The organism is uncultured Tateyamaria sp. (genome assembly GCF_947496075.1).
Lineage (GTDB): Bacteria > Pseudomonadota > Alphaproteobacteria > Rhodobacterales > Rhodobacteraceae > Tateyamaria.
This window is the reverse complement of record NZ_CANMBJ010000004.1, coordinates 723,049-749,673: the sequence shown is the minus strand read 5'-3', so window position 1 is coordinate 749,673 and position 26,625 is coordinate 723,049. Positions and strand designations below refer to the sequence as shown.

General features: G+C 60.5%; 24 protein-coding genes. 12 read left to right on the top strand and 12 right to left on the bottom strand.

What is annotated here, in order from left to right; genetic code table 11:
• Window positions 1–2: 2 nt before the first annotated feature.
• From Q1A51_RS16040 to pcaF, 3 genes are read right to left on the bottom strand one after another with little or no spacing between them, the layout of a single operon-like run.
• Window positions 3–467 carry a DUF3291 domain-containing protein gene (locus Q1A51_RS16040; RefSeq protein WP_299600638.1) on the bottom strand — a complete coding sequence of 155 codons (465 nt, stop codon included), beginning with the start codon at window positions 465–467 and terminating at the stop codon, window positions 3–5.
• Window positions 464–1,441: a 1,2-phenylacetyl-CoA epoxidase subunit PaaA gene (gene paaA / locus Q1A51_RS16035; protein ID WP_299600636.1), complete on the bottom strand. Its 978-nt coding sequence runs from the start codon at window positions 1,439–1,441 to the stop codon at window positions 464–466. Before paaA ends, Q1A51_RS16040 begins: the two co-directional genes overlap by 4 nt.
• A gap of 4 nt (window positions 1,442–1,445) precedes the next feature.
• Window positions 1,446–2,648, bottom strand: coding sequence for a 3-oxoadipyl-CoA thiolase (gene pcaF, locus Q1A51_RS16030; protein WP_299600634.1), 1,203 nt, complete (start codon window positions 2,646–2,648; stop codon window positions 1,446–1,448).
• 171 nt (window positions 2,649–2,819) lie between these two features.
• Here pcaF and Q1A51_RS16025 point away from each other — a divergent pair, with 171 nt between their 5' ends.
• From Q1A51_RS16025 to Q1A51_RS16015, 3 genes are all read left to right on the top strand, one after another.
• On the top strand, window positions 2,820–5,003 hold the full coding sequence (locus Q1A51_RS16025; RefSeq protein ID WP_299600632.1) for an alpha-ketoacid dehydrogenase subunit alpha/beta: 2,184 nt from the start codon (window positions 2,820–2,822) through the stop codon (window positions 5,001–5,003).
• A gap of 91 nt (window positions 5,004–5,094) precedes the next feature.
• Entirely contained in the window at window positions 5,095–6,129 is a 1,035-nt protein-coding gene (locus tag Q1A51_RS16020; protein WP_299600630.1) for an alcohol dehydrogenase catalytic domain-containing protein, read from the top strand.
• A complete protein-coding gene (locus Q1A51_RS16015; protein WP_299600628.1) occupies window positions 6,126–6,893 on the top strand; it encodes an SDR family NAD(P)-dependent oxidoreductase in 768 nt (255 codons plus the stop codon). The genes Q1A51_RS16020 and Q1A51_RS16015 overlap by 4 nt, the downstream gene beginning before the upstream one ends.
• Here Q1A51_RS16015 and Q1A51_RS16010 read toward each other — a convergent pair.
• The 5 genes from Q1A51_RS16010 to Q1A51_RS15990 all read right to left on the bottom strand — a co-directional run bounded on the left by Q1A51_RS16010 (window position 6,890) and on the right by Q1A51_RS15990 (window position 11,995).
• Window positions 6,890–7,672 carry a citryl-CoA lyase gene (locus tag Q1A51_RS16010; protein WP_299600626.1) on the bottom strand — a complete coding sequence of 261 codons (783 nt, stop codon included), beginning with the start codon at window positions 7,670–7,672 and terminating at the stop codon, window positions 6,890–6,892. The two genes, Q1A51_RS16015 and Q1A51_RS16010, sit on opposite strands and share 4 nt — an antisense overlap.
• Window positions 7,669–8,862 carry a CoA transferase gene (locus Q1A51_RS16005; RefSeq protein ID WP_299600624.1) on the bottom strand — a complete coding sequence of 398 codons (1,194 nt, stop codon included), beginning with the start codon at window positions 8,860–8,862 and terminating at the stop codon, window positions 7,669–7,671. The genes Q1A51_RS16010 and Q1A51_RS16005 overlap by 4 nt, the downstream gene beginning before the upstream one ends.
• Window positions 8,855–10,369: a tripartite tricarboxylate transporter permease gene (locus Q1A51_RS16000; RefSeq protein WP_299600622.1), complete on the bottom strand. Its 1,515-nt coding sequence runs from the start codon at window positions 10,367–10,369 to the stop codon at window positions 8,855–8,857. Before Q1A51_RS16000 ends, Q1A51_RS16005 begins: the two co-directional genes overlap by 8 nt.
• 4 nt (window positions 10,370–10,373) lie before the next feature.
• The gene (locus Q1A51_RS15995) at window positions 10,374–10,868 is read right to left on the bottom strand and encodes a tripartite tricarboxylate transporter TctB family protein (protein WP_299600621.1); all 495 of its coding nucleotides are present in this window, start codon (window positions 10,866–10,868) and stop codon (window positions 10,374–10,376) included.
• A gap of 143 nt (window positions 10,869–11,011) precedes the next feature.
• A complete protein-coding gene (locus Q1A51_RS15990; RefSeq protein WP_299600619.1) occupies window positions 11,012–11,995 on the bottom strand; it encodes a tripartite tricarboxylate transporter substrate-binding protein in 984 nt (327 codons plus the stop codon).
• 104 nt (window positions 11,996–12,099) lie between these two features.
• On the opposite strand from Q1A51_RS15990, the gene Q1A51_RS15985 reads away from it, so the two are divergent.
• The 7 genes from Q1A51_RS15985 to Q1A51_RS15955 all read left to right on the top strand — a co-directional run bounded on the left by Q1A51_RS15985 (window position 12,100) and on the right by Q1A51_RS15955 (window position 18,840).
• Window positions 12,100–12,765: a response regulator transcription factor gene (locus tag Q1A51_RS15985; RefSeq protein ID WP_299203635.1), complete on the top strand. Its 666-nt coding sequence runs from the start codon at window positions 12,100–12,102 to the stop codon at window positions 12,763–12,765.
• Entirely contained in the window at window positions 12,755–14,110 is a 1,356-nt protein-coding gene (locus tag Q1A51_RS15980) for a sensor histidine kinase (protein WP_299600617.1), read from the top strand. Before Q1A51_RS15985 ends, Q1A51_RS15980 begins: the two co-directional genes overlap by 11 nt.
• Entirely contained in the window at window positions 14,089–15,090 is a 1,002-nt protein-coding gene (locus tag Q1A51_RS15975) for an ABC transporter substrate-binding protein (protein ID WP_299600614.1), read from the top strand. The genes Q1A51_RS15980 and Q1A51_RS15975 overlap by 22 nt, the downstream gene beginning before the upstream one ends.
• Window positions 15,091–15,150: 60 nt before the next feature.
• Window positions 15,151–15,795, top strand: coding sequence for a maleylacetoacetate isomerase (gene maiA / locus Q1A51_RS15970; RefSeq protein WP_299600611.1), 645 nt, complete (start codon window positions 15,151–15,153; stop codon window positions 15,793–15,795).
• Window positions 15,796–15,808: 13 nt separating this feature from the next.
• On the top strand, window positions 15,809–16,759 hold the full coding sequence (locus tag Q1A51_RS15965) for an MBL fold metallo-hydrolase (RefSeq protein ID WP_299600608.1): 951 nt from the start codon (window positions 15,809–15,811) through the stop codon (window positions 16,757–16,759).
• A 279-nt stretch (window positions 16,760–17,038) separates the two neighbouring features.
• Complete coding sequence (locus Q1A51_RS15960; protein ID WP_299600606.1) at window positions 17,039–18,655, top strand: FAD-dependent oxidoreductase; 1,617 nt, start codon at window positions 17,039–17,041, stop codon at window positions 18,653–18,655.
• On the top strand, window positions 18,655–18,840 hold the full coding sequence (locus Q1A51_RS15955; RefSeq protein ID WP_299600604.1) for a DUF2783 domain-containing protein: 186 nt from the start codon (window positions 18,655–18,657) through the stop codon (window positions 18,838–18,840). Before Q1A51_RS15960 ends, Q1A51_RS15955 begins: the two co-directional genes overlap by 1 nt.
• On the opposite strand, the gene Q1A51_RS15950 is transcribed toward Q1A51_RS15955, so the two are convergent.
• The 4 genes from Q1A51_RS15950 to ilvD are packed head-to-tail and all read right to left on the bottom strand — an operon-like array spanning window position 18,837 to window position 22,436.
• Window positions 18,837–19,208 carry a hypothetical protein gene (locus Q1A51_RS15950; protein ID WP_299600601.1) on the bottom strand — a complete coding sequence of 124 codons (372 nt, stop codon included), beginning with the start codon at window positions 19,206–19,208 and terminating at the stop codon, window positions 18,837–18,839. The genes Q1A51_RS15955 and Q1A51_RS15950 overlap by 4 nt on opposite strands.
• Window positions 19,209–19,221: 13 nt before the next feature.
• Entirely contained in the window at window positions 19,222–19,995 is a 774-nt protein-coding gene (locus Q1A51_RS15945) for a DUF6478 family protein (protein ID WP_299600599.1), read from the bottom strand.
• 49 nt (window positions 19,996–20,044) lie between these two features.
• The gene (locus Q1A51_RS15940; protein WP_299600596.1) at window positions 20,045–20,692 is read right to left on the bottom strand and encodes a hypothetical protein; all 648 of its coding nucleotides are present in this window, start codon (window positions 20,690–20,692) and stop codon (window positions 20,045–20,047) included.
• Entirely contained in the window at window positions 20,673–22,436 is a 1,764-nt protein-coding gene (gene ilvD / locus Q1A51_RS15935; RefSeq protein ID WP_299203044.1) for a dihydroxy-acid dehydratase, read from the bottom strand. Before ilvD ends, Q1A51_RS15940 begins: the two co-directional genes overlap by 20 nt.
• A 166-nt stretch (window positions 22,437–22,602) precedes the next feature.
• Between ilvD and Q1A51_RS15930 the strand changes: the two genes are divergently transcribed.
• The gene (locus Q1A51_RS15930; RefSeq protein ID WP_299600593.1) at window positions 22,603–25,686 is read left to right on the top strand and encodes an ABC transporter transmembrane domain-containing protein; all 3,084 of its coding nucleotides are present in this window, start codon (window positions 22,603–22,605) and stop codon (window positions 25,684–25,686) included.
• On the top strand, window positions 25,686–26,591 hold the full coding sequence (locus Q1A51_RS15925; RefSeq protein WP_299600591.1) for a CPBP family intramembrane glutamic endopeptidase: 906 nt from the start codon (window positions 25,686–25,688) through the stop codon (window positions 26,589–26,591). The genes Q1A51_RS15930 and Q1A51_RS15925 overlap by 1 nt, the downstream gene beginning before the upstream one ends.
• Window positions 26,592–26,625 lie beyond the last annotated feature (34 nt).

Below are 26,625 nucleotides of genomic sequence, written 5' to 3'. Positions count from 1 at the left end.
CGTCACCCCGCTGCCATGGCGCACCGGCGCCATGCTGATGAATCAACCGCATCCCAGCCAAAGGCTCGTTCGGTCGAGCCGTGTTCGACCAGGTGACGCAGCTGTTCCATCGCTTCAGTCAGCGTTGGAATGTGCCCATCGGCCACGTGCCACATCACGAAATGCGGTGTTTTCATCGGCACAAACCAGTTCGTGCCCTTTTCGTAGAACCGCGCATGCAGCGTGTTGAACACGTAGTGTCCAAGGCTGGGCACATCGTCCCAGACGGACAGATTGGCAATCATCTCGGGATCACCCGGGACGGAAATGTCAGTGGCGTTACCGCTGCCTGACTGCATCCGCCAGACAAAGCCAGGGCTGCGTTCCGCCATCGCGTTCATGCGGTCCAGATTGTCCATGAACTCCGCCATGCGCGGATCATCCGTGGGGTAGCGGGCATAGCCCACATTGAGTTGAGCCAGTTTCATTCCGCCGCCACCTTTGCTGCCTGTTTCTTGGCGGCATGCGCCAGCCGCGCCTCGCGCACCCATGCGCCATCATCCCACGCCTTCTGCCGCGCCTCGATCCGTTCGACCGAACAGGGGCCGTTGCCCTTCAACACGTCAAAGAACTCCGACCAGTCAGGTTCGGCAAAGTCATAGCCGCCCTTGTCTTCGTTGAAAGCCAACGTTTCATCGGGGATCGTCAGACCCAGATACTCTGCCTGCGGCACCGTCTGATCGACGAATTTCTGGCGCAGCTCGTCATTGGAATTCATCTTGATCTTCCACGCCATCGACTGCTCGGAATGCACGGATTCCTTATCTGATGGCCCAAACATCATCAGCGACGGATACCAGAAACGGTTCAGGGCATCCTGCGCCATGCGCTTCTGTGCGTCGGTCCCATTCGCCATCTTCATCATGATGTCAAAGCCTTGGCGCTGATGGAACGATTCCTCCTTGCAGATACGCACCATCGACCGGGCGTAAGGGCCGTAGGATGTCCGCTGCAGTGGCACCTGATTCATGATCGCAGCACCATCAACCAGCCAACCCACAGCGCCCATATCGGCCCATGTCAGGGTCGGATATGCAAAGATCGACGAGTACTTCATCCGCCCATCCAACAGCATTTCGGTCAACTCATCGCGGCTCACACCAAGCGTCTCGGCCGCGCAGTACAGGTACAGGCCGTGCCCGGCCTCATCCTGCACCTTGGCCAGCAGGATCGCCTTGCGCTCCAGCGTGGGTGCGCGGGTGATCCAGTTGCCTTCGGGCAGTTGGCCCACGATCTCGGAATGGGCGTGCTGGCCGATCTGGCGGATCAGCGTCTTGCGGTAGCCTGCAGGCATCCAGTCCTTTGGCTCGATCTTCTCGCCCGCGTCGATCCGCGCCTGAAAGGCCGCCAGCTTCTCGGGATCGTCCTGCGACGCTTCGGATTTGATCATCTGTGCATACATCGTCTCAAGCCCTTTCGAGTATCATGGCAACGCCCTGCCCCACGCCCACACACATCGTGCACAGCGCATAGCGGCCACCGGTCCGTTTCAGTTGATAGGCGGCGGTCATCACCAACCGTGCACCCGACATCCCCAAAGGATGCCCCATCGCAATGGCACCCCCCTGCGCGTTCACCCGAGGATCATCATCCGCCACACCAAGGCTGCGCAGCGTCGCCAAGCCCTGCGAGGCAAACGCCTCATTCAATTCAATCACATCCATCTGATCGACGGTCAGTCCTGCGCGCTTCAACACTTTCTCGGACGCCGGCACCGGCCCAATGCCCATCACGCGCGGTTCAACTCCGGCAGCACACATCCCGACAATGCGCGCCATGGGCACCAGTCCCTGCGCCTCAGCCGCCTTGGTCGAGGCGATCAGCATCGCCGCCGCGCCGTCATTCACGCCCGACGCATTGCCTGCTGTCACAGTCATCTCTGGACCATTGATGCCACGCAACCCCGCCAGCTTCTCGACAGACGTGCCGGGACGCGGGTGCTCATCCGTATCGACAACAAGCGGATCGCCTTTGCGCTGCGGGATGGTCACCGGCGCAATCTCTTCAGCAAAGGCTCCCGTTTCATGCGCGGCTGCCCACCGCGTCTGCGACTGCGCGGCAAATGCATCCTGAGCCTCACGTTCGACCTGCCAATCGGCAGCTACGTTGTCGGCAGTCTGCGGCATGGAATCGATTCCATACTCCGCCTTCATCTTCGGGTTCACGAACCGCCACCCGATGGTCGTGTCATAAACCTGATTGGCACGTGAAAACGCCGCCTCCGCCTTGGGCATGACAAAGGGCGCCCGGCTCATGCTTTCGACCCCACCGGCAATGACCATGTCCATGTCACCCGCCTTGATGCCACGGGCGGCAATGCCTACCGCATCCATGCCAGAGGCGCACAAACGGTTCACCGTGATGCCCGGTACATCGACGGGCAGGCCCGCCAGCAGCCCTGCCATGCGGGCCACATTGCGATTATCCTCACCCGCCTGATTGGCACAGCCCATGACGACATCATCGACACTCGCCCAATCCATGTCCGGGTTGCGCGCCATCAGCGCCGCGATAGGAGCCGCTGCCAAATCATCAGCGCGAACGCCGGACAAAGCACCGCCATATCGCCCAATGGGCGTGCGCTGCGCGTCACAAATCCATGCGTCCATGAAACTCCTCCTATTTGGAAAATAGAGCGTGCGGCGATTCCGATCAATGATAAATGTTACACTTGTATGTGTAGTGACCGAAATTCCGTAACGCTTTCTCGCAGCCACTGGACCATTCCGCATGTGCGCTGTTCTATGCGGGCATCGACCTCAACCACATCGGATCACCCCATGGATCGCGCCGCCATCGTTCACGACAACTTCCACCGGCGGCTCAGGGCCAATGACCTGCCAACGGGCAGTGACGCTGGCGCCATGGATGCCGAAACGCTTTTGACCCTCTACCGCGCGCAATGCCTGTCCCGGCAACTCGACCGCACCAGCCGTGCGATGCAAAAGGCAGGGCAGGGGTACTACACCATTGGCTCAAGCGGGCACGAAGGAATGGCGGGCGTTGCGCATGCGTTGCGCCCCACCGACATGGCGTTCCTGCACTACCGCGATGCCGCGTTCCAGATCGCGCGCGCCGGTCAGGTGCCTGACCAGGATCCCACATGGGACATCTTGCTCAGCTTTGCCGCCTCTGCCGAGGATCCGATGTCCGGTGGCCGCCATAAGGTGCTGGGGTCCAAGGCGCTGAACATCCCGCCGCAGACCTCGACCATTGCCAGCCACTTGCCCAAGGCGGTCGGAGCAGCCTACTCCATCGGCCTCGCCAAACGGCAACGTCCGGAACATGCGCATCTACCTGACGATAGCCTTGTCATGTGCTCATTCGGGGATGCCTCGGCCAACCACTCCACGGCGCAAGGGGCGATCAACACGGCGTGTTGGACAAGTTTCCAAAACGCACCTCTGCCGTTGCTGTTCGTGTGCGAGGACAACGGCATCGGCATCTCGACGTCCACACCATCCGGTTGGATTGCTGCCAACTTCTCGGCCAAGCCGGGTCTCAAATATTTCTTTTGTGATGGTTTGAACGTCGCTGAAACAGCACGGATTGCCGCCGAGGCGGCTGCCTTTGTCCGCCGCCAAAAACGACCCGCGTTCCTGCATATACGCACCGTCCGACTATATGGGCACGCCGGTTCCGACGTCGAAGCCACCTATCGTGCCAAGGCCGACATCGAAGCTGATGAGGGTAACGACCCGCTCCTCCACTCCGCGCGCCTTCTCCGCGATAGCGGGACCGCCACGCCAGAGGAGGCACTGGCGCTTTACGAACAGATCGGGGCGGAGTGCGATGACCTCGCCGCAAAGGCCACCAAGCGTGCGCGTTTGCAAACCGCCGCAGATGTCAGCGCAAGCCTGATCCCCCCAGAGCGCAAATGTGAAACTACAAACGGGCCTTCTGTCGAAGAACGCGCTCAGGTCTTCGGCACCGATCTGCGCAGCAGCGAAGACCCACAGGTGATGAGCAAACTCATCTCGTGGGCGCTCACCGACCTGATGCTCGAACATCCCGAAGTCGTCATGGCGGGTGAGGACATAGGTAAAAAGGGCGGCGTCTATGGCGCCACGCAAAAGCTGCAAGCCCGCTTCGGCCCGCACCGCGTCATCGACACCCTGCTTGACGAACAATCCATCCTCGGCCTTGCCATCGGCATGGCGCATAACGGATTTGTTCCGATCCCCGAAATCCAGTTCCTCGCCTACCTCCACAACGCCGAGGATCAGCTACGAGGCGAAGCTGCCACACTCCCCTTCTTTTCGAACGGCCAATACACCAACCCCATGGTCCTGCGCATCGCCGGCCTTGGCTACCAACGCGGGTTCGGCGGGCATTTCCACAACGACAATTCCTTGGCGGTTCTGCGTGACATCCCGGGCCTCATCATCGCCTGCCCGTCGCGCGGCGATGACGCTGCCAAGATGCTACGCGAAGCAGTCCGCCTTGCGCGCGAGGAACAGCGCGTCGTGGTCTTTGTTGAACCTATCGCCCTCTATCCCATGCGTGACCTGCACGCCGAGGGCGACAAGAGCTGGATGTCGGTCTATCCCGCCCCCGACGAGCGGATCGCGCTGGGCGAAGTTGGGGTCAGCGGTACCGGCGCCGATCTTGCCATCGTGACCTATGGCAATGGGCGCTACCTGTCTGAACAAGCGGCTGAACGATTGCGCTCAAGCGGCATAAACACCCGTGTCATCGACATGCGCTGGCTCGCGCCCCTTCCAGAAGCGGCACTGATCGAACAGGCCAAGATGTGTGGCGCGACCCTGATCGTTGATGAATGCCGTCGCACGGGCAGCCAATCCGAAGCACTCATGGCGCTCTTTTCCGAGGCTGGCATCACCAATTTCGCCTGCGTCACGGCCGAAGATTGCTTTATCGCCACCGGCCCTGCCTACGCCGCGACGCTGCCTTCCGCCGACGGGATTGTGGACGCCGCCAAGGCCCTGTTCTCCAAGTCCTGAGATTCCGGTTTCACGAAATTCGCCCGTGCCCTTGATCGCGTGTTTCAATCCGGTCCAATGTCCCGGCAAAACAGGGAGAGAGGACAGGGACATGACGCATCAGGCGGCCTTTTACCGTGGCGACAAACGCTTTTCTGTGGAGGCGGTGGAGACACGCGCACCCGGCCCCGGTCAGGTACAGATTGATGTCGCGTATTGCGGGATTTGTGGAACGGATCTGCACATCTACCTTGGCCACATGGACCCACGGGTAGGTTTCGAACGAACCATCGGGCACGAGATGTCCGGCGTTGTCTTTGCCGTCGGTGAGGGCGTTGGCGGGTTCGAACCGGGCCAACACATTGTCGTCCGCCCGCTCGACCACTGTGGCGATTGCCCTGCCTGCAATGCCGGTCACCAGCACATCTGCCACAACCTGAAATTCATCGGCATCGACAGCGATGGGGCCTTCCAGCAGAAATGGAACGTCCCGGCGCACACGGTCCACGTTCTGCCAGACGATCTGAACCTCGCCCACGCGGCCCTGATCGAACCGCTTGCCGTCGCTGTCCACGACGTGAACCGCGGCAAGGTCCAGCCGGGCGAAGACGTGCTGGTCATCGGCGGCGGTCCCATCGGCATGCTTGTCGCCATGGCCGCGCGCGACGCGGGCGCGAATGTCACGGTGGCTGAGATCAACGACAACCGCCTCGCCTTTGCGCAGAAAGTCGGTTTCACGACAATGGACCCCAAAACCACCGATGTCGCCAAGGCCATGCACGATGCGACAGGCGGCAAGGGTGCCGACGTTGTCTTCGAAGTCTCGGGCAGCCAACCCGGCGTTGATCTGATGACCGCCGCCGCCGCCACACGTGGCCGCATCGTCATGGTCGCTATCCACGCCACCAAGCCCCAGATCGACATGTTCCAGTTCTTCTGGCGCGAACTCGACCTGATCGGCGCCCGCGTCTACCGACCCGAGGACTATGACAAGGCCATGGACCTGCTCGCCAAAGGCGTCGTCGATTGTGATGCCTTTATCACCGACATCCAGGGGCTGGACGACATCGAAGGCGCGTTCAAAACGCTCACCGAAAACCCCAATGCCATGAAATCCATGATCCGGGTCACGGAGGGGCTGCAATGAACGTTCGCAACTCCTTCGACCTGTCTGGCAAAACCGCCCTTATAACAGGCGCAAAACGCGGCATAGGACGCGGCATGGCCGAGGCGCTGGCCGAAGCCGGGGCCGACATCATCGGTGTCAGCGCAACACTCGCCCCCGGTTCGGACGTCCAACAACGCATTGAAGCCATAGGTCGCACATTCACACCATACGCTTGCGACTTCTCGGACCGCCCAGCAGTCAAAGCTTTCGCCGCGCAGGTCCTCACAGATCACCCGCAGATCGACATCCTGATCAACAACGCTGGCACCATCCTGCGCACCCCTGCCGCTGACCATCCCGACGACATGTGGGACAAAGTGATTGAGGTGAACCTGAACGCTCAATTCATCCTCACACGTGAGGTGGGCAAGAAAATGGTCGAACGGGGCTCAGGCAAGGTCATCTTCACCGCCTCTCTGCTCACCTTCCAGGGCGGGATCACGGTGCCTGGCTATGCGGCCTCCAAGGGCGGGATCGGGCAGCTGACCATGGCCTTCGCCAATGAATGGGCGGGCAAGGGCGTGAACGTGAACGCCATTGCGCCGGGCTACATCGACACCGACAACACCGAAGCGTTGCGCAATGACCCGGTACGCTCCAAATCCATACTTGAGCGTATCCCGGCAGGTCGCTGGGGCAAGCCCGAAGACTTCAAAGGCCCTGCCGTCTTCCTCGCCTCTGATGCGTCGGTCTATATGCACGGCCACGTCATGCTGGTCGATGGCGGCTGGATGGGTCGTTAATCTTCGATGGGATTGGGGCCGGTATAGGTCCAGCGATATTCAGGCGGGGTCGGCCCTTTGTTCCGGCCCCCCTGCTGTTGCTGCTCATACGCATGGGACAGAATGCCGACGCCGCGCGACAGGCAAAACAAGCCCCGCGCCAAAGACGCTGGAAAACCCAACTCGGCAAATATCACAGCCGTGGCACCGTCGATATTCATGGGTACGGGCTTGCCCTTCTCTGCGGCAAGCGTTGCCTCAATGCTCCGTGCCACCGCGGCAAATTTTCCGGATACGGTACCGTGTGTTCTGGCCTCATCAACCAGTGCCAAAAGCCTTGGCGCGCGGGGATCGACCGGCTTGTGAAACCGATGCCCAAAACCGGGAATAAAGCGACCGTGCTCTGCACGCCAAGCATCCAGAACTGCACCCATTTCGGCACTACTGGCTTCAATCCGATGGTACAGGTCTACCGCTTGCTCGCCCGCCCCACCATGCACGTCGTCCAGCATGTTCACAGCCGAGGACATTGCCCCATTCAGGCTTAGACCACAGGTCACGGCCATGCGTGCCGCCGCAATTGACGGTGCTTGTGGTCCATGATCGACAGCGGCGACCAGAGCCGCTTCGAACAGTTTCGCCTTAGGCTCTGACGGCATGTCACCGCGGGTCATCAGCCAAATCATTTGCGGAAAGCTCACCGCGCCAATCAGGTCCTCAATCGGATGTCCGCGCAGCCGGATCTGACCGGGTGCCATGTCGATGATGCCGGTGGACCACCAATCCGAAACGTCACTCATATCGCCTCCTTGTCGGTCAGGTCCGCAATGTCTTGGTTGCTCAGACCCAGTGCGCGCCAAATTTCGTGCGCATGTTCCCCAAGCTGTGGCGGCGGGGTGGGCACCGTCAGCGGTGCACCATTCAGCTTGACCCCTGTATTCACCACCTCGATATCGCGCCCAACACCGGGCACGCTCGGATAACGGGACATCAACCCACGGTCCGCGATCTGTGGATGGGACAACACCTCTGGCACCGACATTACTGCGCCTGCGGGAACACCGATGGCGTTCAATGCTTGCGCAAGATCAACTGCAGTCCATTCCAAAAGCGCCGCCTCGATCTCTGTGCGCAGCACCATACGGTTCCGTTTTCGATCTTCTCGTGTGTTGTATTCGGCCCGGTCGCGCAGGTCATCCAAACCAAGGAAGTCCGTCAGCAACACCCACTGCTCATCCTTGTTGGCCGCGATGTTGATCAGTCCAAGCCCGGTTTCAAATGTGCCGGACGGGGCGGACGTTGGATTCTCGTTTCCGTTTGCGCGCGGCTCCACCCCTGCAATCACATGGTTCGATACAACCCACCCCATGGTCGCCAACACACTCTCCAGCATCGAACAATCAATAAGCGCCCCGCGGGGACGGGCGTTGAGGGCGGAGGCCACAGCAAAGGCCGCTGTCATCCCGCCCACGGTATCTGCTACCGGATAGCCCACGCGCAGAGGTGCGCTGTCGTCATCGCCGGTGATTGACATGACGCCGGATACACCCTGCACGATCTGGTCATAGGCAGGTCGATCCACCCAAGGGCCGTCCTGCCCAAACCCGGAAATCGCGCAATAGATGAGATCAGGCTTGCGCTCTTTCAACACCTGGTACCCCAGCCCCAAGCGGTCCATAACGCCGGGACGAAAGTTCTCGACCACCACGTCGGCGGTCTCGACGAGCCTTAGGAACAGCGCCTTTCCTTCTACATGTTTGAAGTTCACCGTGACCGATTTCTTGCCCGCGTTCTGGGCAAGGAAAGACACCCCCATCCCTTTCGCATTCAGCGCGGGATCGGCACCCAGTTGCCGGGCAAGGTCCCCACGACCGGGGGCCTCGACCTTGATCACTTCGGCGCCCATATGGGCCAGTTGGTGGCAACAGAACGGCCCCGCCAGGACGTTGGTCAGGTCAAGGACCCGGACCCCGTCCAGCGGTTTAGTCACCGTCCGCCACCCCCCGCGCCCGCAGACGCGCACGGCGTGCACGGTAGCTGGGCAAGATCACCAGGAGCGCTGCAATGACCAGCAGGCCCAGCGTCATTGGCCGTTCCCAGACAAAGCTGACGCCATCATACAGCTGCATCGAGCGAGAGAAGTTGTCCTCAAGCATTCCGCCGAGGATGAAACCGATCAGCAGCGGGGCCAGGGGGTAGTCGGCGAACCGAAGGATCGTCGCACAGATGCCGAAGCCCACCAACAGCAGCAGTTCGGTCGCATTGTTCTGCCCGATATACGCCCCCATCAGCGTGAAGAAGAGGATGAAAGGGATCAGGAAGTTGCGCGGCACTGCGAGGATTTTTGCAATGTAGGGGATCAGCGGCAGGTTCAGGATCAGCAGGACGAGGTTGCCGATATACATCGAGATGATGACAGCCCAGAAAATCTGCGGATCGTCCACCATCAGACGTGGGCCGGGTGTGACGTTCAGCGCGATCAGTGCACCGAGCAAGATGGCGGTGGTGCCGGAACCGGGGATGCCGAGCGTTAGGAGCGGCACGAACGACCCAGTGCACGCGGCATTGTTCGCTGTCTCAGGGGCGGCGAGGCCCTTGATGGATCCCTTGCCGAACTCCTGCTTTTCCTTTTCGGGTGCGATGTTGCGTTCGACCGCGTAGCCCAGGAAGGATGCGATGGTCGCTCCGGCCCCCGGCAACACGCCGATGAAGAAGCCCTGCAGGGACTGACGACCGATGACTGGGGCGATGGACCTGGCTTCGTCCCGTGTGATCCGAAGATCCTTGATGTCGCCGGACTGGCCGGACTTGGAACGAGCGGGGTCCATGACCAGGTAAAGCGCCTCGGGCAGGGCGAACATCGCCATGGCGAGCGTGATAAAGGCGAACCCGGACTGGAGGTCCATCAGCCCCATGGTGAAGCGTGGCATGTTGAACAGCGCGCCTTCGCCCACGGTTGCCATGATGAGGCCCAGCAGGGTCATCATGATCGCTTTGGCGACCTGACCCGTACCCGCGAAGGCGGCGATGGCCGACAGGCCGACGACCATCAACGCGAAGTATTCGGCGGAGTGGAACAGGAGCGCGACCGACGACAGCATCGGCGCAAAGATCATCAGCAAGATCGCCCCGATTGAGCCGCCGCAGAAGGATGCGATGGCGGCGATGGTCAGTGCTTTGCCAGCCTTGCCGTCACGCGCCATGGGGTAGCCATCAAAGCTGGTTGCGACTGTCCCCGCGACCCCCGGCGCGTTGAGCAGGATTGAGGAGGTCGAGCCGCCGAAGATGGCGCCGTAGTAGACGCCTGCCAAAAGGATCAGTGCGGCAGATGGGTCGCCGAGCGAGATGGCGACGGGGATCATGATGGCGATGATCGACATCGGGCCAAGGCCCGGCAACATGCCGATGAACGTGCCGATCAGACAGCCGCCGATGACCATAAGCAGGTTCTGGATGGAGAAGGCCGTTTGCAGGCCGATCAGGATACCTTCGAGCATGGTCTTAGATCCCCATGAATGCGGGTAGGGGGCGCAGGAAGATGCCGAGCACCACCTGTACCAGATACCAAACAACGCCGGTGGCGATGCCTGCGACGACGATCATTGTGATCCAGCGGCGTTCGCCAAGGATGACGGAACCCATGACCAGGAAGCCGACCGTAGCGATGACGAAACCGGCGGGGCGCAGCAGCAGGGCGTAAGCAACCATGAGACCGAGGAGCAGACCGGCCTGACCCAGCTTGAATTCGCGGAGTTGGCGGTAGACGATGACGGAGGGATTTTCCTCGCGCGGTTTGTCGCCTTTTTCCAAGCCAAGAACGATGACCAGGCCAACGAGGATGCCGAGCACGCTCAGCACCTTTGGGAAGGTCGAGGGCCAGATGGGGTTGCGCTGCATGAACGGTGCGAGGCTGCCGTCCATGGTGAACCATGCGGCGTAGCCGTAGGCGGCGAAAATGCCCAAAAGGATCAGTCCGATCCAGCGATCCAGTGCCATGATATCCCCCCGATTGATCTGTCCCCGCGGGGACAACTCTGATTTCATTGAAGAAAAGGGTTAATTTTACTTAATCTTAACGGTTTAGCCCCCGCTATGGGCAGGTGCGGAGCGTGTTCGCTCCGCACCAAAGTCGCTTCAGATCAGAGGAAGCCGAGCTTCTTCATCAGGTCGCCAATGACCTGTTCCTGATCTTCGAGGAACGCTTTGAACTCGTCCCCGTTGTTGTGGATGTTGACCCAGCCGTTGCGCGCGCGCACGGTTTCCCATTCGGGGGTGTCATACATCTTGGTCAGTGCGTCCTGATACATCGCCACCTTGTCTTCGGGCAGGCCGGGGGCACCGAAGAACCCACGCCAGTTCACGAACTCGGTGTCGATCCCTTGTTCCTTCATGGTCATGGCATCCGGGGCTGCGTCCACGCGCTCGGGTGCTGTCACGCCGATGATTTTGACCTCACCCGCGTTGGCCAGATCAACCGCTTCGGAGAAGCCGGTGGAGAGCGCCGCGATTTCGCCTGACAGCAGTGCCGCCATGGCTTTGCCGCCCGCATCGTAGGGGATGTATTTCACGCCAAGGGCGTCTTTGCCCGCGGCTTCCATCACCATGGCTGCAACCAGGTGGTCCATGCCACCGGGAACAGAGCCACCACCGATGGCTGTGCCATTCGGATCTGCGTCATAGGCTGCCAGCAATTCTTCCATCGAATTGATGGGGCTGTCTTTGCCCACGACCATCGCAGCGTAGTCACCAATGGTGCCTGCAACGAGCGTCAGGTCACGGAAGTTGTGCGGGAACACGCCCGTCAGCGAGCGGATCACGATAGGGGTCGAGTTGACCATCAGCGTGCCGTGGTTGCTTTCCGCGTTTTCGATCAGATAGCCGATGGCTTTGCCGCCGCCGCCGCCCGACATGTTTTCAAAGGATGCGGTGCCCACAAGGCCTGCGCCGGTCAGCGCCTCGCCTGTGCCGCGGGCAGTGCCGTCCCAACCACCACCGGCGCCGCCGGGGATCAGGAAGTGGATGCTGTCAACGACCTGGTGGCCGTCTGCAATTGCTGCGCCGCCCAGGCCAAATGCCATAGCTGCGCCAAGCAGGGCCCTGCGGCCCATTTGGAACGTTTTCATGATGTCCTCCCATTTGACTTCACGCGTTTTCACGCGAATGCTGCCCTGAAAACATGCGAACCTGACATAAACCTGTCATGGCGGCGCAGTTCTGGGCGGATTGGATGAAATACCTGCTGATTGAGGACAATGCAGAACTGGCGGGTGCACTTTGTACCCGGATGCGCCTGGATGGGCACGTGATTGACCATGCCGCGACACTGTCCGAGGGATCAGACTTTTTGCGTGTCGGAGAGTACGATCTGATCCTGCTGGATATCATGCTGCCCGACGGCGACGGTCGCGTGTTTCTGGAGCGTCACCGCGCGCAAGAGGATGACACGCCTGTCATTGTCCTGACAGCGCGATCCGAAGTGTCGGACCGTGTGAGCATGCTGGATCTTGGGGCCGATGATTACCTGACCAAGCCCTTTGACCACGCTGAATTGCAGGCCCGCTGTCGCGCGGTTTTGCGCCGTCGCACGGGGTCGGCGCAGACTGTCATTCGGCGGGGCAATGCCGCCCTTGATCCGGTGGCGTCCGTTTTGACCATTGGGGGGCAGAATGTGACCCTTCGCAATCGCGAACTGCGTTTACTGGAGCTGTTTATGAACGCGCCCGGCCAGATCTTTTCCAAGGACAAGCTGGTGGATCGGTTGTTTTCCTATGACGGGACGGTAACCGAGAACGCGATCGAGGTTTATGTGGGACGGTTGCGCAAGCATCTGGAGCCATCGAGCCTGACCATTTCCACCCATCGGGGTCTGGGGTACCGGTTGGATGAGGCGTAGCGCGACATCCCTGCGTCGGCGGCTGACCTGGACCCTGATTGGGGGCGCCACGCTGTTGGCTGTTCTGTTTTTCCTTGTTGTGCGCACCTATGCCCAGCAGATCGCGCAGCAAAGTCAGGATCGGATTCTTGAGGCGTCTTTGACGTCTTTGATGGATGCGGCAGTGGTGCGCGATGGGGAGATCGAAGTGGATGTCCCCTATGCCGCCTTTGCCATGTTGGATACGGCGGCCGATGACCGTGTGTTTTATGCCGTACATCAGGGGGATGCGTTGCTGACCGGCTATGACGGGTTGGCAGAGGGTCCTTTTGATCCCGCGGTGGGGCTGGATTTTCAGACGCAAGCGTTTGGTGGCGCAGAGGTGCGACGTGCAACGTTGACCCGCGCTTTGCCTGCGGGTCCTGCGCCCGTGTTGCTGACCGTGAGCGTGGCCCAGACGCGCGATAGTCTGGCCGGGACGCTTTGGGCGATTTCGGTGAATGCGGCGCTGTTTGGTGGGGCGTTTTTTGTCTTGGCGTCGGGCATGGCGTTGTGGACTTCGCGGTCGACGGTGCGCCCTCTGAGCCAGATGGCCGAGGCTGTGGCGCGGCGGGGTCCGCGTGATTTGCGCCCTGTGGTGCGCCCTGTGCCGACCGAGTTGTCGCCCTTGGTCACGTCGTTGAATTCACTGATGACCCGGCTGAGTGCGTCGTTGACCCAGTCCGAGACGTTTATCGCGGAGGCGGCGCATCGCGTGCGTACGCCTTTGGCCACTGTGCGCACCCATGCCGAGGCGACATTGATGCGTGTGGACAAGGACGAGAACCGCGCCGCCTTGCGATCCATGATCCGCGCGATTGACGAGAGCAGCCGGGCAGCGGGACAGTTGCTGGACCATGCCATGGTTACCTTTCGCGGGGACCAGTTGGAGCGGCGGCAGATTGATCTTGTCGGCATCTGTCGGGAGCTGGTGGACCGGCTGACGCCTGTGGCCGAGATGAAGGATTTGGAATTGGTGCTGATTGCCGAGGGACCGGTCGAGGTGCAGGGTGATCCGATCCTTATCCAGAATGCGGTGCGCAACCTGATTGACAATGCGCTGAAGTATTCCCCGCCCGAAGGGGTGGTGCGGATCGAGGTGCAGCGCGATCCGGTCGCCATTGTTGTGTGTGACGAAGGTGGCGGGTTTCCTGCCGAGCAGATGGCGGAGCTGTCGCAGCGTTTTCAGCGCGGTGCGAATGCGGGCGATACGGTGGGCTCTGGTTTGGGTCTGACCATCGCGCAGGATGTGGCCGAAGCCCATGGCGGGCGGCTGGGACTGGCGAACTTGGATGAGGGTGGGGCATGCGCAACTTTGTATCTGTGATCCTGTGCCTTTGGGCGGGTGTGCTCGTCGCAGCAGAGCTGGAAGACCGCCAGATGTTCCATGGAGAGGACGGTGTGACATTGCGCGTGTTGTCGAGCACCGACACTGACATTTTCGCGCCGATTTTAGAGGGGTTCATCGCGCGCAATCCATCAGTCTCGGTGGATTATGCTGTGGCTGGCTCGGCAGATATCGTGACGCTGATTGCCGAGTGTGGCGATTGCTTTGACGTGGTGATCTCGAGCGCCATGGATTTGCAATTGAAGCTGGCGAATGACGGGCTGGCGCGCCGCTTGCCCGGCTTGGCGCAGCAGGGCGGATCGCAATGGCGGCAGAGTGTGTTTGGTTTCACGCTGGAACCTGCGACCGTGGTACTGAACCGCGCAGCGTTCAAAGGGCGCCCACTGCCCAGCACGCGGCAGGAGTTGATCGAGGCCCTGCGCGCGAACCCAGAGCATTTTCGCGGGCGGCTTGGCACCTACGATGTGCGGTTGTCTGGTCTGGGCTACCTGTTCGCGACGCAAGATGCCCGCGCGTCCGAGACGTTCTGGCGGCTGATGGAGGTGTTCGGGAACCTGGATGCGCAGCTGTATTGTTGTTCGGGCGATATGATCGACGATTTGGCCTCGGGTGAATTGTTCGTGGCCTATAATGTGCTGGGAAGCTATGCGTCGACCCGACCCGAGACGCTGGACACGGTCACAATCATCACGCCCGAGGATTTCGCCACGACGATGATGCGCACGGCGCTGGTGCTGGACAGCACGGATGTGGGCGGCGCGGCGGAGGCAATGGTGTCTTACCTGACGTCCGGGGCTTGGGCGGCGCAGGATCGGCCCGGCTTTCCCTTGCCATCGATTGGGGATGCGGATGCACAGGTGCTGAACGTCGTCAGCCTTGATCCCGGTTTGCTGGTCTACCTGGACCGGTTGAAACGTGAGCTGTTTCTTGAGGCGTGGTCGTCAGCGCTGCTGCGCTGAGGCTTGTTGGTTACAAAATCAACAGTTACCGATGCGACGACTTTGGCAACGGACACTTGCATGACTGCCCCTTTGACCCTGTACAGCTATTGGCGTTCGACAACGTCCTACCGTGTACGTGCGGCCCTGAACCTCAAGGGTGTGCCGTTTGAAACGGTGCCCGTAGACCTATTGGCCGGGGTGCAGAAGAGCGCAGAATATGCAGAGATCAACCCCGGCAGAGGCGTGCCGACGTTGGTGTTGGAGGATGGGTCGGTGCTGACGCAGTCGTTGGCCATTCTGGACTATATCGACGCGCGTTGGCCTGAACCTGCACTGCTGCCCACCGATCCGCTGGTGCGGGCACGGGTGCAGGCGGCGGCCCATACCATTGCCGTGGATGTGCACCCGGTGAACAACCTGCGTGTCGTAACCCATCTGCGCGATGCCTATGGCGCGGACACGGATGGCGCGATGGCGTGGATGCGGCACTGGATGGTCGAAGGTTTCATGGCCTTCGAAACGCTCGTGCAGGACGACACACCTTTTGCCTTTGGACACGCGCCTGATCTTGCCGATCTGTGCCTAGTGGCGCAGGTTTACAACGCGCATCGATGGGGTGCCGACTTGACCCCGTTTCCGAAAGTACAGCGGATCGAGGCGGCCTGTCTGAACGTGCCCGCCATTGCCGCCGCCCATCCCGACCAACAACCCGACGCTTCCTGAAAGGACCTGATACATGGCCAAAGCCTTCGCCTCTCAAGGTGACATGACCGAAAAAACGATCACCTTTGACGAGATCGGAGAGGGTCTATGGGCCTTTACCGCCGAGGGCGATCCGAATTCAGGTGTGATCATCGGCGATGACAGCGTGATGATTGTCGAGGCGCAGGCCACCCCGCGTCTGGCCGAGAAGGTGATCGAGAAGGTGCGCACGGTGACGGACAAGCCAATCACGCATCTGGTGCTGACCCACTACCACGCGGTGCGCGTGCTGGGGGCGTCGGCCTATGGCGCCGATCAGATCATCATGTCCGACATGGCACGCGGCATGGTGGCCGAGCGCGGGCAGGAGGATTGGGACAGCGAGTTCCAGCGTTTCCCGCGTCTGTTTGAGGGGCACGAGAGTATCCCGGGGCTGACCTGGCCCACGACGACGTTTTCGGATTCGATGACGGTCTACCTCGGGTCGCGCCGGGTGGACATCAAGCATCTGGGTCGCGCCCATACGGCGGGGGATGCCGTCATTCACGTGCCCGATCAGAACGTGATGTTTACGGGCGACATCGTTGAGTATCACTCGGCCTGCTATTGCGGGGATGGGTATTTCGGCGACTGGGGCGGGACGCTGGATGCGATCAAAGCCTATCACGTTGATGCTATTGCGCCGGGGCGCGGCGATGCGCTTGTGGGGTCCGTGATGGTGAACAAAGCCATTGAGAGCACGCGCGATTTTTTGGATAGCACGTATCGCCCGGCGGCGCGGATCGCCGCGCGTGGTGGGTCGTTGAAAGAGGCGTGGGAAGCAGTGCGCGCCGAATGCGATCCGAAATTCAGCGACTATGCCATCTACGAGCACTGCCTGCCGTTCAATGTCGCCCGTGCCTATGACGAGGCCGGTGGCATCGCGCATCCGCGCATCTGGACGGACAAGCGGGATATTGAAATGTGGGAGGCGTTGCAGGGGTGAGTTGGGCTGTGATCCTTGGGTGGACTGCTGGCGCAATCTTTTTTTGCGCGTGGATTCTTTTCTTTTTTCATGCAGCGCCACTACTTACAATTGGTTCGAGGGCGACACTTGAAACGCCACGAGATTACTCCCGGAATTCGAAGATTGAGGCAAGTACTTGGGGATACATCTTTGCCACCGTGTTTCGATCAAGGATGGGGCGGCTTAGCTTGGTGTCGGCTGCCCTGGCGCTCGTCCTTGCAATGGCAAGTTACTTGGTAAGCCAGATCGGGGCCTGACGTGATCAAGCAACGCTATAAAACTCAATTCCAGCTCTACCCGTACGCCCCTGTTTCAGCGCAGACGATGCCGGCGCAACGGCACCCCGTTGTGATTGTCGGCGGAGGACCTATCGGCATGGCACTGGCCCTCGACCTTGGCCGCAAGGGCACGCCGGTGCTGGTGTTGGATGACCATGACGGTGTGGGTCAGGGCAGCCGGGCCATCTGTTTTGCCAAGCGGACGCTTGAGATTGCCAATCGGTTGGGCGCTGGGCAGCGCATGATCGACAAGGGGGTTGTGTGGAACGTGGGCAAGGTCTTTCACGGCGACGACCGCGTGTTTCAGTTCAACCTGCAGCCCGAGGATGGGCATCGGTGTCCGGCGTTCATCAACCTGCAGCAGCCCTACTTCGAGAAGTTTCTGGTCGATGAAATCCGGGTGGCGCAGGATGAAGGCGCGCCGATTGAGATCCGGGGGCGCAATGCCGTCACAGCCTTGGATCAGCGGGACGATCATGTGCTGCTGGATGTGGACACACCCGATGGACCCTATCAGATCGAAGCCGAGTGGCTGATTGCCTGTGATGGCGCACGGTCGCCGGTGCGGGACATGATGGGGTTGAGCTTTGACGGGCGGGTGTTCGAAGACAATTTCCTGATTGCCGATGTCAAGATGACCGCCGATTTCCCGACCGAGCGGTGGTTCTGGTTTGAGCCACCCTTCAAGGATGCGGGGCAGTCGGCGCTGCTGCACAAGCAGCCCGATGACATCTGGCGCATCGACTTTCAGCTTGGGTGGGACATCGACCGCGAGAAGGAGTTGCGCGAGGACAATGTGCGCGCCCGTGTCGATGCGATGCTGGGCGAGGGGGCGGAGTATGAGTTGGAGTGGACCTCGATCTACACCTTCCAGTGCCGTCGGATGCAGGAGTTTCGGCATGATCGCGTGATCTTTGCCGGCGACAGCGCGCATCAGGTGTCGCCCTTTGGCGCGCGCGGGGCGAATAGCGGCGTGCAGGATGCAGACAATCTGGCGTGGAAGCTGGATTTCGTGATCCGGGGCCTGGCGCCTGAGGCGCTGCTGGACACCTATTCCGAGGAGCGGGTGCATGGGGCGGATGAGAACATTCTGAACTCCACCCGCGCGACCGATTTCCTGACCCCCAAAAGCGAGATCAGCAAGGTGTTCCGCAATGCGGTGCTGGAGTTGGCGCGGGATCATCCCTTTGCCCGGCCCTTGGTGAATTCGGGGCGGTTGTCGGTGCCGTGTGTGTATGACGGGCTGTCACTGAATGGACCGGATATGCTGGATGGGCCGGAGCGGACACGGGTGGGGGCGCCTGCGGTGGATGCGAAGCTGGGCGAGACCTATTTGCTGGATCGGTTGCCGGGTGAGTTCACGCTGCTTTGCATTGATGCGCCTGCGCCGGACATTGACGAGGTGGACGGCGTGCCACTGACCCATCTGGGCTTGACCGCCCGAGGCAATCCGTTTCTGAAAGAGCGTTACCTGGGCGATGCGAGGGGTGCGGTGTACCTGTTCCGCCCAGATCAGCACGTTGTGGCGCGTTGGCCAGAGGCGTCTGCCGATGATGTCGCAAGCGCCATGCGGATCGCATTGGGAAAGGGCGCGTGATGGAACTGAACCTTGAGCCGAACATCGCGGACCCGGACGGGTTCTATGACGAGCTGCTGGCGGTGCATCAGGGGCTGAGCAAAGAGGACAGCGATGCGCTGAACGCGCGGCTGATCCTGATCCTTGCCAATCACGTTGGGGATCGGGACGTGTTGACCGCCGCATTGAAGGCGGCGCAGCGCTAACTGGTTTCGACGCAGTGGCGGCGGAAGGCGCGTTTGAGCATGTCGAGCTCTTCGCGCAGAAGGGCAACTTCGCCCCGGATATCGTCGCCCAGGGCCTCACCCGCAATAAGGGTGAAATGGCCCAGCTTTTCGTTGTCGGTCGCATCGGCGATAACAAAGACCTGCACGCCGTCGGCAATTGCCTCGGCCGGGACGGGCACCTGCAACAGCCATTGCCCGTCTTCGTCCTGCTCGGTGACTTGCACGTCGGGGACATCGTTGTTCAGGTGGGTCACCTTGATCTGGGGCACGCCGGTGCCGTTCTGCTGGATCAGTCCCTGCCAGATCCCATAGCGCATCTTGGTCGGTGTGAGGGTCAGAGTGCTCATCGCTTCCCTTTCATCACAAGGCGGCGCGGGGGCGGCGCGAGAAGGTGAGGTCACGCAGAGTGACCTGGTTCATTTCGGGGCCTTCAAAGATCAGGTCGATCCAGGCCCGTTCGACCCGCTTTTCGTTCAGCTTGGAATAGGCCAGATCGAACTCGACCGTGACATCCTCTTGATTGAGGGGCAGTTCGCGCACGATCTGTTCGGTGTTGGGGCCGTGGCGCACGTTGAGACGGGCAAAGATTTCGAGCGGTTTTTCCATCTCGACAATCGTGTTCATGCCCAGAAGATGGTTCTTGGTCAGCCCTTTGACCGCATCCTCGGGTAGATCGATCACGAGCGACAGGAACGAGCCGTCGAATTTGAAGACATCAAGACGCACGCCATAGGGGGCCAGATCCTCTTCGCGCAGGTTACGAAGCTGGCGGAGGGTCAGTTCACTGAAAGCGCAGTCGTGGAACAGCGTAACCTCATTCCCAAGCATCGATTTCGTCTGGACCGACGACATGCCTGGGCTGGGCAACGAGCCGCGCCACAGTTCGGGACGCCACGCCCAATCGGCGTTGTGCGGGCGCGGGAAGGCGGTCGAGCCGATGGCGGGCAGGGCCAAGCGTTCATCGGCGCGGTGGATCAGACGGTCAAGATGACTGCGCAACAGTCGTGCGGCTGAGCGCAGTCCGCGCAACTCGGAAACATGCGCATCATTGGCGTTGCGGGCTGCGCGTGCCCAACGACGCACCGTATGACGGTGCGTGACCCTGTCCAGGAATGAGATGCGGTTGCCTGCCATATGCCCCTGCGCCGGTTCTCTTGCCGGTAGTTTATCTATGCCAAAGGTTTCACTCAAATAAACCCGCGAGAAACCCCCTGCCCGCAGGTTTCGGCGTCTGCGTTGCAGAATTGTCCTGAAGTGCAACAGCGGCGACGACGGATTGTTCCTGTGTTTGCTCGATGGTTTGGATCAAAAGATCGGGTGCAACATTGCCCAAATCCGCCTCATTGGCCTTTTGATACAGCGTAAGGCCAATCACCCGATCCCCAATCCGGGTCGCGCCACGCCAGTAGGTGTCGCGCATGTCAGCGCTGGGTGGCTTGCCCTTGACCTGAACAAGGGCGAGCGGCGCGTCATCAATGCGTTGGATCACAGATTCCGTGGTGCTGTCGAAGGCCGATGTGCTGATTTGTGTCGTACCGTTGGCGATGACGGTAGTGGCCGTGATGATGGCGAGCGGGGCGTCTGTCGTGAGCCTACCGCCCAACGCGTCACATCGCGCCATGAGCGCAAAATTCTGGCGCAGGCTGCGCTTGTCCACGCAGAAGCCTGGTGGCGGCACTAAACGTACCGTGCCGTCCGCCAGTCTAGCGCTGCTGAGTGCAAGGTTTTCACTCGTCGCGCTGCCAAGGTTGAGCCCTGCGAAATCTTCGCAAGCCGCAAGACCGAAAAGCAGCGCGCCGAGCAGGAGACCCTTAGAGGTCCCAGTATTCATGCCGTTCCGCCTTGGCACCCGGATGCGTGACCGCGCCCTTGTATGTCTCGCCCACAAGCTGCGCGTATTTCCACAGCGCACCCGAGGCATAGATGGTTTCACGCGCGCCGGTCCATGCTGCCTTGCGTTCTGCCAACTCTTCGTCCGAGAGGTCTACGTTGATCGACCCTTCGATCGCGTTGATGGTGATGACGTCGCCGTCTTTCAGTAGCGCGATGGGACCGCCATGGGCCGCTTCGGGGCCAACGTGGCCGATGCAGAAGCCGCGTGTTGCGCCCGAGAAGCGGCCATCGGTGATCAGCGCCACCTTCTTGCCCATGCCCTGACCGGACAAGGCTGCGGTGGTTGCCAGCATTTCGCGCATGCCGGGGCCGCCAGACGGTCCTTCATTGCGGATCACGAACACGTCGCCTTCTTCGTAGGTGCGGTTCTGGACCGACTCAAAGGCATCCTGCTCGCATTCGAACACGCGCGCAGGGCCGGTGAAGATTTGGTGCTGCGCTTCCATGCCTGCGACCTTGACGATGGCGCCTTCGGGGGCCACGTTGCCTTTCAGGCCCACAACGCCGCCCGTTTTGGTGATCGGGTTTTCGATGGGGTAGATCACACGCCCGTCGGCTTCGAGGCTGATCTTGTCCAGCTCTTCTCCGATGGAGTTGCCGGTGGCGGTCATGCAATCCTCGTGGATCAGGCCCGCTTTGCGCAGTTCCTTCATCACCACATAGATGCCGCCCGCTTCGTACATGTCCTTGGCGACGTATTGGCCGCCCGGTTTCAGGTCGACGAAGTAAGGGGTGTCGCGGAAAATTTCGCACACGTCATCGAGGTAGAAATCGATCCCTGCCTCGTGCGCCATGGCGGGCAGGTGCAGACCGGCGTTGGTGGAGCCACCCGTGCAGGCAACCACGCGGGCCGCGTTTTCGAATGCTTGCCGTGTGCAGATGTCACGCGCGCGGATGTTCTTTTCGATCAGGTTCATGACCGCGGCACCGGACGCTTCGGCGTATTGGTCGCGGCTCTCGTAAGGTGCGGGGGCCCCGGCAGAATTGGGCAGCGCAAGGCCGATCGCTTCGGACACACAGGCCATGGTGTTCGCGGTGAACTGGCCGCCGCAGGCCCCGGCAGAGGGGCAAGCGACGCGCTCAAGCACGTCCAGTTCCGCCTCGGTCATGGTGCCGTTTTGCTGGTGGCCAACCGCTTCGAACATGTCCTGCACGGTCAAGTCGCGGTTGGCATATTCCGCGGGCACCTTGGCGCCGACGGGCGCACGGCCCGGCAAGATCGATCCACCATAGAGGAAGACGGACGGCACGTTCAGACGGATCATCGCCATCATCATACCCGGCAGGGATTTGTCGCAACCTGCAAGGCCGACAAGGGCGTCGTAGCAGTGGCCACGCATGGTCAGCTCAACAGTGTCGGCGATAGCCTCGCGGCTGGCCAGCGAAGACCGCATGCCCTCGTGCCCCATCGCGATGCCGTCGGTGACGGTGATGGTGGTGAATTCGCGGGGCGTGCCATCGGCTGATTTTACACCCATCTTCACCGATTGTGCCTGACGGTTCAGGGCGATGTTGCAGGGGGCTGCTTCGTTCCAGCATGTGGCCACGCCGACGAGCGGTTGGTGAATCTCATGCTCGGTCATACCCATGGCGTAGTAGTAGGACCGGTGCGGCGCGCGCGCGGGCCCTTCGGTCACGTGCCGGCTGGGTAGCTTGGACTTATCGAACTTGCCTTTAAGCATCTGGCGTCTCCCCTGAAAGCGTCCGCACTGCAATAGCCATTGCCCTGCCCTGCTGCAAGCGCCCGCGGTTGTAATAAAGCGTTGCTGGCACTAGTTGTTTCCAACGCGTGGCACCAGGCTGAATTGGCGGCCAATTGGACAGGGGCGCTGCCGATTGGGATAGACAATGGATTCCACTATCTTTGCTTTCATCTGGAGGCACTCAAAACGTGATCAGTTGATGCTACTTGCGTTGACCGTGGTGACGTTCCCGTTTCTCTACGCCACGCTGGAATTGCCCAAGCGCATCATCAACGATGCCATCGGTGCAACGGACAGTGTCATCAACGCCTTCGGTTACGAGCTGAGCCAGATCCAGTTTCTGTTGGCCCTGTGCTTTGGCTATCTGGCAGCCGTGTTGGCGCATGGTTTGCTCAAGATGCGGCTGAACACGATGAAGGGTGTGACAGCCGAACGGCTGCTACGCCGGTTCCGCTTCCAGTTGATCAGCCGTATGCTGCGGTTCCCCCGCAGTTACTTCCGGTCCACCAGTCAGGGCGAGCTGGTGAGCATGGTCACGTCCGAGGCTGAGCCGATGGGCGGGTTGATGGGCGATATGGTGGCCCAACCGGTGTTCCAGGCGGGCCAGATGCTGATTATCGTGGTCTTCCTGTTTTTACAGTCCGTGTGGTTCGGGCTTGCCGGTATCGCCTTGATCCCGCTGCAGGCGTGGATCATTCCCATGTTGCAGCGTCGGATCAACCTGCTGAACAAGGACCGGATCAAGCAGGTCCGTGCCTTTTCGGCCGAGATTGGCGAGAGTGCCGCGGGTATTTCTGATCTGCGCACCAATGGTGGTCTGCGCTATCGGCAGGCGCAGTTTACCGACCGGCTGAGCCGGATCTTTGAGCTGCGGTTCAAGATCTACCAGCAGAAATTCTTCATGAAGTTTCTCAACAACTTCATCACGCAGCTGACGCCGTTCTTCTTCTATTCCGTTGGGGGGTATCTTGCCATCCGAGGTGACATCACGGTGGGTGCACTTGTGGCCGCGATTGCTGCCTACAAGGACCTGTCCAGCCCGTGGAAAGAGTTACTAACCTACTACAACCAGACGCAGGATATGTCACTGCGGTGGGAGATTGTCACCGATCGCTTTGCCCCGCGCGACATGATCGACGAGGCGCTGTTCGAAGGTGAGCCGGAGGTCATTCCGCATCTGCAGGGCGATATTGTTCTGGACAACGTGACCATCCGCAACACGGAGAACACGCCCGTTCTGGAGCGGATTGATCTGACCATTCCCAAGGGCGCACGTGTTGCGATCCAGGTCAAGAACCAGACCGAGCGAACGGCGCTGGCCGAGTTGCTGACGCGGGAGGTGTTGCCAACGCGGGGCGTGATCACCATTGCAGGGCACGATCTGTCGCTATTGCACCAAGAGGTCGTGTCTGCCCGGATCGGTTACGCCCAGTCGCGCCCGTATCTTTTTGACGGAACACTAGGCAGCAATCTGTTGATGCCGCTGATGACCCGTCCGAACTCCGTGCCTTGGGATCAGGGGCGAAAGGATCGATATACAAACGAAGCAATGCGGTCTGGCAACAGCGCGGACCGTGTGGATGTGGATTGGGTTGATCCCGGCCTTGCCGGTCTCGGGACAGAGGACGAGGTGCGCGCGTGGTGGTTCGAGCTGGTCGAGGCGATGGGCATCGACGAGTTCATGTTCCGCCGTATGCTGGTCAGTCACATCGATCCGCAACAACACCCGGAACTGGCCAAGGCCATTGTGGATTTGCGTCCAGCTGTCGAACACTGCCTGCGTGAAAAGGGTGTGCTGGACGCGGTGTATCGTTTTGACCCGGACGAATTCAATCCGGCTGTGCCGCTTGGCGGGAACCTGTTGTTTGCGTCCCCCTCGCGTGAGATTTCGCAACAGGGTCTTGCCCGTGACAATCGGTTCATAAACCTGGTCTTTGAACATGGGCTGGCGGAACAGGGTATCGCCATATCGCAGACCCTGATCGAGACGCTGCACCAGACCTTTGGTCGCGATGGCACAAGCCATCCGCTGTTTACTGCGCTCAACATCGAAGAAGAAATGTACGAGCAGCTTGTCGACATTTCCCAGCGCCGACGAGAGCGTGGCGATGTCGCGCTGACCGATGACGAGTTTTCGTTGCTGCTGACTGTTCCATTCGCTTTCACGGCTGAACAAATCGGTCCCGCCTTTCCCGAAAGCTTCAAGAACGAGATCGTACAGATTCGCAAGACGAGCGGGGCCGCATTGCGGGCGCAGACCGAGGAAATCTTTATTCCTATAGAGCCGGATACATACCTGCCGCGCCTGAATCTGTTGGAAAATGCATTGTATGGCCGGGTTTCGATGGTGGCAGGTACCAAGGGCGATCTGATCGAGGATCTGGTGGCCGAGCTGATTAATGACAACGGTTTACGTCGTCAGGTTGCCGAAACCGTCTTTGATATACCTACAGGTTTGGGTGGGTCGAATTTGCCCACGATTTTCCATGAGCGTGCTGCCTTTTCCCGTGCCGGGATCAAGCGGCCAGATGTGCTTGTTTTGGATCGCGCGCTGGCAAGTCACAGCGCCGATCAACGGCGCGAGACCCGAGCCGCGTTGCGCAAGCTTTTGCCCGATGCCACGCTGATCTTCCTGGAAGAGAATTTCAATAACCCCGATGCCTACGATCTGTTTGTCGAGATCAAGGACGGGCGCGTTGACGGTGTTCAAGCACACGATGAAGATGACGAAGAAACCGATGACCTAAGCCGCAAGCTGCGCGTCATCGCACGGGCCGACCTGTTTTCCGGTGTGGAAAGCCGGAACCAGCGCCTGCTGGCCTTTGCCGCGCAATGGTACACCGCCGAACCGGGTCAGCGTATATTCTCCATGGAAGAAAAGCCGGACGCGGCCTATCTGTGCGTCAAGGGCAGCGCCGTTCTCAGCTACGACAGCGATGACGGCGAAGATCGTCAGGTGTCCGTCATTGAGCCGGGTCGCTTGATTGGCGATCTCGCCATCATCCTGAACGAGCCGCGCCAGCTGCATCTGACCGCTTTGACCGAGGTGACGTTCCTGCGTATTGGCGCCGCCGAGTTCCGCGCGGTTTTGGAAGAGGATGCGACGGTTCTGATGAGCCTCTTGCACACGGTTGCCGGGCATCTGACGGGCGCCGCCGAGTTGTTGCGCCAAGCCAATGTGCAGATTCCGCAAGATGAGGGGCCGCCGCCTCCTCCGTTGGACGTGTGATGGGTGTTCTGAGCTTCGACTACCGACCGCATGACCTTTTCGTTGCGCCGGCAAGGGATCGGGCACAAATCTGGCGTCTGGTTCTGGGCGTTGTGCTTGTTGCAGGTTTTTTCCTTGTGCTCAGTCAGTTGGTGTTTGGTGCCATTCTCGGGCTGCTTGACCCGGAGACTGCACGCGCGATTTTGAGGGGCGCGCGAACGGGTCAGACAGCCGGTGGCATGTTGCTCTTGTTGTTCCAATTGGGATTGTTGGGAGTCGCGGCAGCCATGGTTGTGATCATGGTGCACAATCGGCGTCCTTCGACGCTGATCGGGCCGATTGGCCTGGCCGTGCGACAGTTCGGGTCGGTTTTGTTCATGATGTTCCTGCTGACCGTCGCGCTGTGGGTGTTGCCGCCCTACGATGCGGGTGAGCCGCTTGCTCTGAACATGCCCGTTGGCCGATGGCTGATCCTCTTGCCTTTCGCTCTTGTTGCCGTGCTGGTGCAGATTGGCGCAGAAGAGATCGTGTTTCGCGGCTATCTTCAGCAGCAACTGGCGGCGCGGTTCCGGTCGCCCCTGATCTGGATGATTGCCCCTGCAGCCCTGTTTGGGGCTGGCCATTACTTGCCGGAAAGCGCAGGTAGCAACGCGTTCACCATTGCCCTTTGGGCGACCATGTTTGGTTTGCTTATGGCTGACCTGACTGCCCGGTCCGGTACGTTGGGGCCAGCGATGGCGGTGCACTTTTCCAACAACATTTCTGCCATGGTTCTAACCGCCACCCCGGACGAGATGTCAGGCCTTGCACTGTATGTTCTGCCCTTTGGCATGGGGGACGAAGCGGCGATGGCTGCATGGTTGCCGGTCGACTTCGGGTTCATGCTTGTCAGTTGGTTGGCGGCCCGCCTTGCCATCCGCGCCTGATTGCATTTGCTGGTCCACCAGATTATCTGAAATG

Bases quoted from the DNA above. Each gene is read 5' to 3' on its own strand.
- Q1A51_RS16040 (WP_299600638.1), bottom strand. From the start codon at position 467: ATGAAACTGGCTCAACTCAATGTGGGCTATGCCCGCTACCCCACGGAT.
- paaA (WP_299600636.1), bottom strand. From the start codon at position 1,441: ATGTATGCACAGATGATCAAATCCGAAGCGTCGCAGGACGATCCCGAG.
- pcaF (WP_299600634.1), bottom strand. From the start codon at position 2,648: ATGGACGCATGGATTTGTGACGCGCAGCGCACGCCCATTGGGCGATAT.
- Q1A51_RS16025 (WP_299600632.1), top strand. From the start codon at position 2,820: ATGGATCGCGCCGCCATCGTTCACGACAACTTCCACCGGCGGCTCAGG.
- Q1A51_RS16020 (WP_299600630.1), top strand. From the start codon at position 5,095: ATGACGCATCAGGCGGCCTTTTACCGTGGCGACAAACGCTTTTCTGTG.
- Q1A51_RS16015 (WP_299600628.1), top strand. From the start codon at position 6,126: ATGAACGTTCGCAACTCCTTCGACCTGTCTGGCAAAACCGCCCTTATA.
- Q1A51_RS16010 (WP_299600626.1), bottom strand. From the start codon at position 7,672: ATGAGTGACGTTTCGGATTGGTGGTCCACCGGCATCATCGACATGGCA.
- Q1A51_RS16000 (WP_299600622.1), bottom strand. From the start codon at position 10,369: ATGCTCGAAGGTATCCTGATCGGCCTGCAAACGGCCTTCTCCATCCAG.
- Q1A51_RS15995 (WP_299600621.1), bottom strand. From the start codon at position 10,868: ATGGCACTGGATCGCTGGATCGGACTGATCCTTTTGGGCATTTTCGCC.
- Q1A51_RS15990 (WP_299600619.1), bottom strand. From the start codon at position 11,995: ATGAAAACGTTCCAAATGGGCCGCAGGGCCCTGCTTGGCGCAGCTATG.
- Q1A51_RS15985 (WP_299203635.1), top strand. From the start codon at position 12,100: ATGAAATACCTGCTGATTGAGGACAATGCAGAACTGGCGGGTGCACTT.
- Q1A51_RS15980 (WP_299600617.1), top strand. From the start codon at position 12,755: ATGAGGCGTAGCGCGACATCCCTGCGTCGGCGGCTGACCTGGACCCTG.
- Q1A51_RS15975 (WP_299600614.1), top strand. From the start codon at position 14,089: ATGCGCAACTTTGTATCTGTGATCCTGTGCCTTTGGGCGGGTGTGCTC.
- maiA (WP_299600611.1), top strand. From the start codon at position 15,151: ATGACTGCCCCTTTGACCCTGTACAGCTATTGGCGTTCGACAACGTCC.
- Q1A51_RS15965 (WP_299600608.1), top strand. From the start codon at position 15,809: ATGGCCAAAGCCTTCGCCTCTCAAGGTGACATGACCGAAAAAACGATC.
- Q1A51_RS15955 (WP_299600604.1), top strand. From the start codon at position 18,655: ATGGAACTGAACCTTGAGCCGAACATCGCGGACCCGGACGGGTTCTAT.
- Q1A51_RS15950 (WP_299600601.1), bottom strand. From the start codon at position 19,208: ATGAGCACTCTGACCCTCACACCGACCAAGATGCGCTATGGGATCTGG.
- Q1A51_RS15945 (WP_299600599.1), bottom strand. From the start codon at position 19,995: ATGGCAGGCAACCGCATCTCATTCCTGGACAGGGTCACGCACCGTCAT.
- Q1A51_RS15940 (WP_299600596.1), bottom strand. From the start codon at position 20,692: ATGAATACTGGGACCTCTAAGGGTCTCCTGCTCGGCGCGCTGCTTTTC.
- ilvD (WP_299203044.1), bottom strand. From the start codon at position 22,436: ATGCTTAAAGGCAAGTTCGATAAGTCCAAGCTACCCAGCCGGCACGTG.
- Q1A51_RS15930 (WP_299600593.1), top strand. From the start codon at position 22,603: ATGGATTCCACTATCTTTGCTTTCATCTGGAGGCACTCAAAACGTGAT.
- Q1A51_RS15925 (WP_299600591.1), top strand. From the start codon at position 25,686: ATGGGTGTTCTGAGCTTCGACTACCGACCGCATGACCTTTTCGTTGCG.